Source organism: Eisenbergiella tayi (genome assembly GCF_001881565.1).
GTDB lineage: Bacteria > Bacillota > Clostridia > Lachnospirales > Lachnospiraceae > Eisenbergiella > Eisenbergiella tayi.
The window spans coordinates 65,111-71,991 of the sequence record NZ_MPDJ01000013.1 but is presented as its reverse complement, the minus strand read 5'-3'; the positions used below and the strand labels follow the sequence as shown (position 1 = coordinate 71,991).

The window sequence follows — 6,881 nt, the reverse complement described above, 5'->3', positions numbered from 1 at the left end:
TTTCCTGTAAGGGGCGTATAAACTCGCCGGTCCTTAGGCCGCGTATTTTGCGGCCTTAGTACCGCTGCGTGTTTGTCCGAGCGAAAGCGTCCCCTGCAAGGAGCCCTGCATAGCCGACGGCGGGAAGGAGGGGAATCCGAACCGGACAGCAGACCCAAAGGAACGGGACGCAGGGGGCGGGGCATGTGCGATGTTTGAGTCAGATCGTGTATTTTTTTGTTGTCTGCAGTCTGCGTTTTCTTTTACTCTAATTTTAAACCCGGAGGCTGTCAAGCCGTTCCGTCAATTCCCTGAAATTACATATAAAAATATAGCAAAGAAGTCTCTAAGTTTTCTCTAATTCCTTCGCTGTTTTTAGAGGAAGCTTAGAGACTTATATGATACGATTGTGTGCATAAACAGACAGGAGGTTATTATGGACAGGAAAAAAAGAAATGGATGGAAACGTTTAACAGCATTATTGCTTTGTATTCTTTATGGCTCTGCCATTATCTTAAGTACGACGGGGTGCGGAAGGACTGCGGCTGAGGTCCCGTCGGCGGAAGGAACAGAAGAAGGAAGCAGTACGGAAGAGACGGAAAGCAGCGTAGCTGCCATGGGGCGGTATATGGAAAGCACGACGCCATTGCCGGATGGGGCGGACAGTGAGGGCAGGACCATGACCATGCTTTCTGACAACCGGCTGGCTTATTTTGATGCGGCAGCAGGATTGCTTTTATCTGAAGATGAGGGGAAAAGCTGGAGCCCTGCGGAAACATACAGTAATATTGTTCCCCAGGATGGGTTTGTAAACAACAGCTCCATTGCACCGGATGGAAGCCTTATTCTGTGTCATGTACAGTCACTCGAAAACCAGGAACTGGTCTATAACATAATCGGCATGGATACGGCAGGAAACAAAAGGGAAGTTCTGGGACAGCTGGAGGATGGTGATTACATTAATAAGGTGTTTGCCAAATCGGAAACGGAGTGTTTCGGCTCGACAGTATCCGGAAAAATCTGTTCCATTGATTGGGAAAACGGGAAGGTAAATCTGTTGTTTACGCTGTCTGAGCAGCCTGAAATGATGGCGTTTGCTGGTACTCAGCTGCTGTGTCTGGGAAACAGCGGGGTCGCCATATACGATACAGAACAGGGCAGTATGCTTGAAAGAGATACGGTTCTGGATGATTATTGCAAAAATAATTTGAAGGGCAGGCTGAACAATACCTCGGGGAGCTATGGCGGAATTGTGCTTCCCGGAGAAGAGGACACCCTTTATATTGCGGACAGCAGCGGACTGTACCGGCATGTGAGAAACGGCAATGTCATGGAGCAGCTGGTGGAAGGCAGCTTCAGCAGCTTCGGGGATCCCATGCTTGGAATGTGTGCCATGGTCAGGCTGGAAAGCGGGGAATTTCTGCTACTGACGACTGGAGAGGATTTAATTCGTTTCACCTATGATCCCAATGAACCCACAGTGCCGGAAAAACAGCTTAAAATCTACAGTCTGGAAGAAAATTTTTCAATAAAGCAGGCAATGGCCTTATTCCAGAAACAGAATCCGGACGTATATGTGAAATATGAGTACACGTATGCTTTCCTGGAGAAGGATTCCTCTATGACGGTGACGGATGCTTTGAAAAATCTGAATGTGGAGCTGCTGAGCGGAACGGGTCCGGATGTTATCCTGCTGGATGGGATGGATGCATCTGTATATTCCGGGAAGGGAATGCTCGCGGATTTGTCACCGGTGCTGAAGGAGCTGGTGGATCAGCAGGCGGTGTTTGAAAATATCGCATCTGCTTATAAGCAGGAAAACGGAACCTTTGTGATCCCCGCATCATTCAGCCTTCCGCTGCTGTTTGGCAGACAGGAGGATGTGGAAGCCGTGAAGGATATGGACAGTCTTGCCGCAGTTGTGGAAAAGCTGCGGCAGGAGAACCCGGAGGGCAGTATTACGGGAGCCTTCAGTGCACGGCAGGAACTGCTGCAGCTGATGGAGGTAAACAGCGTCGGCTGGCTTGACGGAAAGGAACTGGATACCCAGGCTGTATCCAATTTCCTGAATCAGGCCCTGCGGATTTATAAGGCGGATATGCAGGGAGTCAGCAAGGAAGAGTTGGAGGTCTGGGGGGAAACGGAAAGAGCCTGGAGTCTGGGAGGTCTGGCGGCTCTCACAGCGGGCGATAAGATAAAAATAATGGCCGGAACGGCAAGCAATATGCTGATGGATATGGGAGCGGTCAGCAAGGTTGTGGATGAACAGGGATATGTATTTGATTTATGGCCCGGAGAGGAAGGGACCGGTTACCTGCCGATGGATAAACTGGCGGTATCAGCGTCCAGTACCCAGCAGGAGCAGGCAGTAAACTTCGTGAAGCTGATGCTGGGAGAAGAATATCAGAAGATGAATACGGGGAGCGGTTTCCCGGTAAACAGGGCGGCCTTCGACAGTCAGGATGAGACTGACGGTGAGATGTCCATGGGAACCGGATGGAAAGTTGGCGGGAAAGATATGCAGTTTTCCTATGGTTATCCAACAGAAGCTGTCACGACCAGAGTGAAGGAATTGGCGCAGAACGCTGAAATTTCACTGGAGGGTAATGTGGTACTGGAGGAAGCTGTAGTGGAATTCGGCGTGCAGGTCCTGACAGGAAGTATGAGTGTGGAGCAGGCTGTTAAAGAAATACAGCAGAAAACCGCTATCTATCTGTCGGAATAAGGAGCATTTAATTTGAAGAAAAAAAAGTGGAATAAAAGCAGGAGGGCCTTCCTGGCCTTTCTGCTTCCCAGCTTTCTGGGGGTGGTGTTTTTTGTGCTTCTTCCCTTTCTGGACGTTTTTAAACGTTCCTTTACAACGGCGGTCACGGGGGAATTTGTTGGAATTCAGAATTATGTAACCGTATATGAAAACAGGGCGTTTCGCCTGGCGGTGGGCAATACCCTGCGTTTTACGCTGGTGTGTCTGCCGCTTCTTTTAGTACTGGGGCTGCTGGCGGCTCTTCTGCTTACCAACATGAAGCAGGCGCAGCTGCTGAAATCCTTTTTTCTTCTTCCCATGGCAATGCCGGCGGCGACGATAGTATTGATTTGGAAGATGACTTTTTCCGAGAGCGGTTTCCTGAACAGGCTGCTTTCCGCGCATACGGATTATATGGGTACCGGCCTGGCTTTCTGGGTTCTTGTTTTCAGCTATGTGTGGAAAAATCTGGGTTATACCGTTGTCCTGTGGCTGGCAGGCATTCTGGCCATACCGGAGGATTATATACAGGCAGCTAAAGTGGACGGGGCAGGGAAGGTACGTATTTTTTTCTCCATCATATTGCCGCAGCTGAAGGGGTGCATGTATACCATTACGGTGCTTTCCTTTCTGAACTCCTTCAAGGTGTTCCGGGAAAGTTACCTGGTGTCGGGGGCGTATCCCCATGAAAGCATGTATTTGCTGCAGCATTTATTTAATAACTGGTTCGTTTATCTGGAATTGGATAAAATGGCAGCTGCGGCAGTCTGTATCGGTATTGTGCTTCTGGGGGTCATTCTGTTTCTGGAAAAATTATGGGAGGAAGGGGATGAGGAACGGTGAAAATTTTTAGAAAAGCGGGAAAGGCAGCCGGACAGGTTTTTCGTTTCATCCTCCTTCTGGGTCCTGTTTTTCTGATGTGTGCGCCGATTTTTCTGCTGCTGTCGGGGTCTGTTATGAGCAGACAGGAGCTTTCGCAGTATCTGGCGCCGCTTTTCGGAAACGCGGAGGGGTATATCGGCTGGAGGCTGTTTCCCCAATATCCTACGGGAGAACATTATTGGAAGCTTCTTTTGTATACGCCTCAGTTTTATACGGTGTTCTGGAATTCCTTAAAGCTGGTGGCGGCCATATTGGGAGGACAGCTTCTGATAGGGGTTCCTGCGGCCTGGGCCTTTGCGGTTTACCGGTTCCGGGGAAGAAAGTTTCTGTTTACCATTTATATCGTGTTGATGCTGATGCCTTTTCAGGTGACCATGCTTTCTCAATATCTGGTGTTAAGCCGGGTGGGGGTTATGAATACTCACTGGGCGGTGATTCTTCCGGCGGTTTTTTCCACATTTCCGGTATTTCTTATTTACCGGGGGTTCTGCGGGATTCCCAGGGGGCTGCTGGAGGCGGGAAGGATAGACGGGGCAGGAGAATGGTATCTGTTTTGGCGGATCGGGCTTCCTTTGTCTTCAGGAGGGATTCTTTCGGCAATGGTGCTGGGATTTCTGGAATATTGGAATCTGATTGAGCAGCCGCTGGCCTTTCTGAAGGATAAGGCGCTGTGGCCTCTGTCTTTGTATCTGCCGGAAATCGGGCAGGATAAGGCGGGTTTTGCGTTTGCTGCTTCGGTGGTGACTCTGGTGCCTTCGGTGTTTGTGTTTTTGCTGGGGAGGGATTATCTGGAGAAGGGGATTGTGGCTTCGGGGCTGAAGGAGTAGGGGGGCGGCGACTTTGCCTCCGGTCAGGGGACTCACGGGGGGATTTGGCCTCTGTGGCAGTTTCGTTGCCGGGGCGGGGGGAAGGGGGGGACTTATTCGGACGGAAAAATGGGGCATTTCTAACTTTCCGGGGTTCCCATGTTACTGTCTAAATGGCTTGAACTCCTCCCTTCGGTCGTCAGACAGCGCCATTTGGGCAGACAGTAACATGGGAATCCCGGAAAGTTAGAAATGTCACCATTTTTTCGTGACTCATATGTCCAATCCCCCTTCCCCCCGCCCCGGCATCGAGACTGCTACAGAGGCCAAATCCTCGTGAGTCCCCTGACCGGAGGCAAAGTCTGGGGGTATGTAAGGGATAAAAGATAAAAGATAAAAAGATAAAAGATAAAAAGATAAAAGATAAAAAGATAAAAGATAAAAAGATAAAAGATAAAAAGATAAAAGATAAAAAGATAAAAGATAGATAGGCTGTTAGTTGGATGATAGATTTTGTTTGTAGGTTTGTAGGTTTGTAGGTTTGTAGGTTTGTAGGTTTGTGGGTCTATAGGTTTGGAAATTGGGATAGGAGAATGGGAATATGTTGATGGAAGTGGATAAGAGGAAGAGGGTATTGAAGGGGTTTGGGGTGTTTTTGGGGGGGATGTTGGTTTTGACTTTGGTGTCCAGGGGGATTTATGCGGAGGGGTTGGCTCGGGTGTCGGTGGAGGTGCCGGAGAGGATGGCTGTGGGGCATGTGGTGGAGGTGTCGGGGAATGTGAAGCAGAGCAGGGAGCTGGCGGTGAATGTGGCGGAGGGGCTGCGGGTACGTGAGGTGTTTGTGATTCCGGGTGACAGGGTGGAGGCTGGGAGTGAGTTGTTCGCGCTGGATTTGGATTTTCTGGAGGAGAGGATAAGGGATAAGGAGAGGGATGTGGAGAAGCTGAGGCTTCAGATTGCTACGGTTCAGGGGAATCTGGCTTTGGCGGGGGAGGAGAAGAATGTGGAAATGAGCAGGGCTGGGGAAGATGCGGTGCGGGCGGGGGAGGAGGCGGATAAGGCTTTGCGGCGGGCTGAGGAGGATTTGGCGTCTGCGAGGGCTTCGCTGCAGGAGCATTTGGATAAGAATTTGAAGAATACTTCGGATGAGGAGAGGCAGAGGCAGGAGGAGGCTTATCAGGCGTGGAAGAAGAGGCTGACAGAAGGGGGAGAGAGGGAGAAGAGTGTTTCGGATAAGGTGAAGGGGCTGCAGAGGAGGAAGGAGAGTCTGGAGGGGGAAATTGCCGGGCTTAAGGAGAAGATCGGGGAGTTGGAAAAGAAGGGGGGAGAAAATGGTTCGGAAGGTACGGAGGGTGGTACGGTGAGCGGAAATGGTTTGGGTGATGGGGCATCTTCCGGCGGCAGCGGGGAGTTGGATGCTTTGAAGGCGCAGCTGGCTGAGAAGGAGGCGGAACTTGTGCAGGTGAAGAAGGAGCTTTCTGAAGCGGGCTGGGAGCAGGAGGATGCGGCAGAGCAGTTGGGAGAGCTTCAGGGGAATGCGGTGAATAAGCCGGATTTTTCGGAGGAGGATTCGGCGTGGGAGAGTTGGATGAGTACCAGGAAGAGTCTGGAGGAGAAGGTGCAGGATGCGGAGAGGGCGCTGGAGGATGCGGAGGATGAAAAGGAAAAGGCTTTGGAGGATGCGCAGAGGAATCTGGAGGACAGTCTGAGGTCGGAGCAGTCGGATTCCACGTTGGGGCTTTATCAGCTGGATTTGGAGGAGGCCGGAGAAGAGCTGAAGCGTCTGAAGGGGATTTTGGAGCAGGAAGGGGTTGTTAAGGCTGAGGCTTCGGGTGTGGTTACCCGTGTGGGTGTTGCAGCAGGGGAGCAGACATCGTCGGGGGCTTCGGTGGTATTCGCGGATACGGCAAGGCCGCTGCAGTTTGAGGTGATTCTTCAGAAGGAGGAGAAGAAGTATGTGAATCTGGGGGCAGAGGCGGAGATAACGCTGGGAAACAGCAGTAATATGATTAAGGCGACGGTGGATTATCTGACGGAAATGGAAACGAGCCCGGGCAGTTTTACGGCATTGGTGACGCTGCCGGAAGGGACGGGGACCATTGGGCAGAGCGGGATGTTCCGTGTTACGCAGCAGTCGGAGATGTATAATTATTGTATTCCTGTGGATGCGCTGCATATGGATGAAAACCAGAGGAATTTTGTGTATGTGCTGGGAGAAAGGAGCGGATTTTTAGGTGCGGAGCTGACTGCGGAGAAGCTTATGGTCGATGTTCTGGATAAGAATGATAAGTATGCGGCGCTGGCCGGCGGTGTGGTGGATGAAAACAGCAGGATTATCTGTACGGCGGACAGGGAAATCTCGGATGGGGATCCGGTTCGTATGAAGGATTAAAAGGCAATAGGGGAAAGTGATAAAAATACGGGACTGGATTTGTGAAAAATGCTTATAAAATATTATAAAAGATGGATTA

The 6,881-nt window shown here is 50.8% G+C and carries 4 protein-coding genes; all 4 read left to right on the top strand.

Annotated features, from left to right (window positions below; genetic code table 11):
- Positions 1 to 415 precede the first annotated feature (415 nt).
- Positions 416 to 2,704 (top strand): extracellular solute-binding protein, encoded by a 2,289-nt coding sequence (locus BLA28_RS30315; protein WP_069155464.1) that lies wholly within the window; start codon positions 416 to 418, stop codon positions 2,702 to 2,704.
- A 12-nt stretch (positions 2,705 to 2,716) separates the two neighbouring features.
- Positions 2,717 to 3,565, top strand: coding sequence for a carbohydrate ABC transporter permease (locus tag BLA28_RS30310; RefSeq protein WP_009253959.1), 849 nt, complete (start codon positions 2,717 to 2,719; stop codon positions 3,563 to 3,565).
- Positions 3,562 to 4,431 carry a carbohydrate ABC transporter permease gene (locus tag BLA28_RS30305; protein ID WP_009253958.1) on the top strand — a complete coding sequence of 290 codons (870 nt, stop codon included), beginning with the start codon at positions 3,562 to 3,564 and terminating at the stop codon, positions 4,429 to 4,431. The genes BLA28_RS30310 and BLA28_RS30305 overlap by 4 nt, the downstream gene beginning before the upstream one ends.
- Positions 4,432 to 5,011: 580 nt before the next feature.
- Positions 5,012 to 6,802, top strand: a complete 1,791-nt coding sequence (locus BLA28_RS30300) for a hypothetical protein (RefSeq protein WP_069155465.1) — start codon at positions 5,012 to 5,014, stop codon at positions 6,800 to 6,802.
- Positions 6,803 to 6,881 lie beyond the last annotated feature (79 nt).

Coding starts and splice junctions, on each gene's coding strand:
- BLA28_RS30315 (WP_069155464.1), top strand. CDS start 416: ATGGACAGGAAAAAAAGAAATGGATGGAAACGTTTAACAGCATTATTG.
- BLA28_RS30300 (WP_069155465.1), top strand. CDS start 5,012: ATGTTGATGGAAGTGGATAAGAGGAAGAGGGTATTGAAGGGGTTTGGG.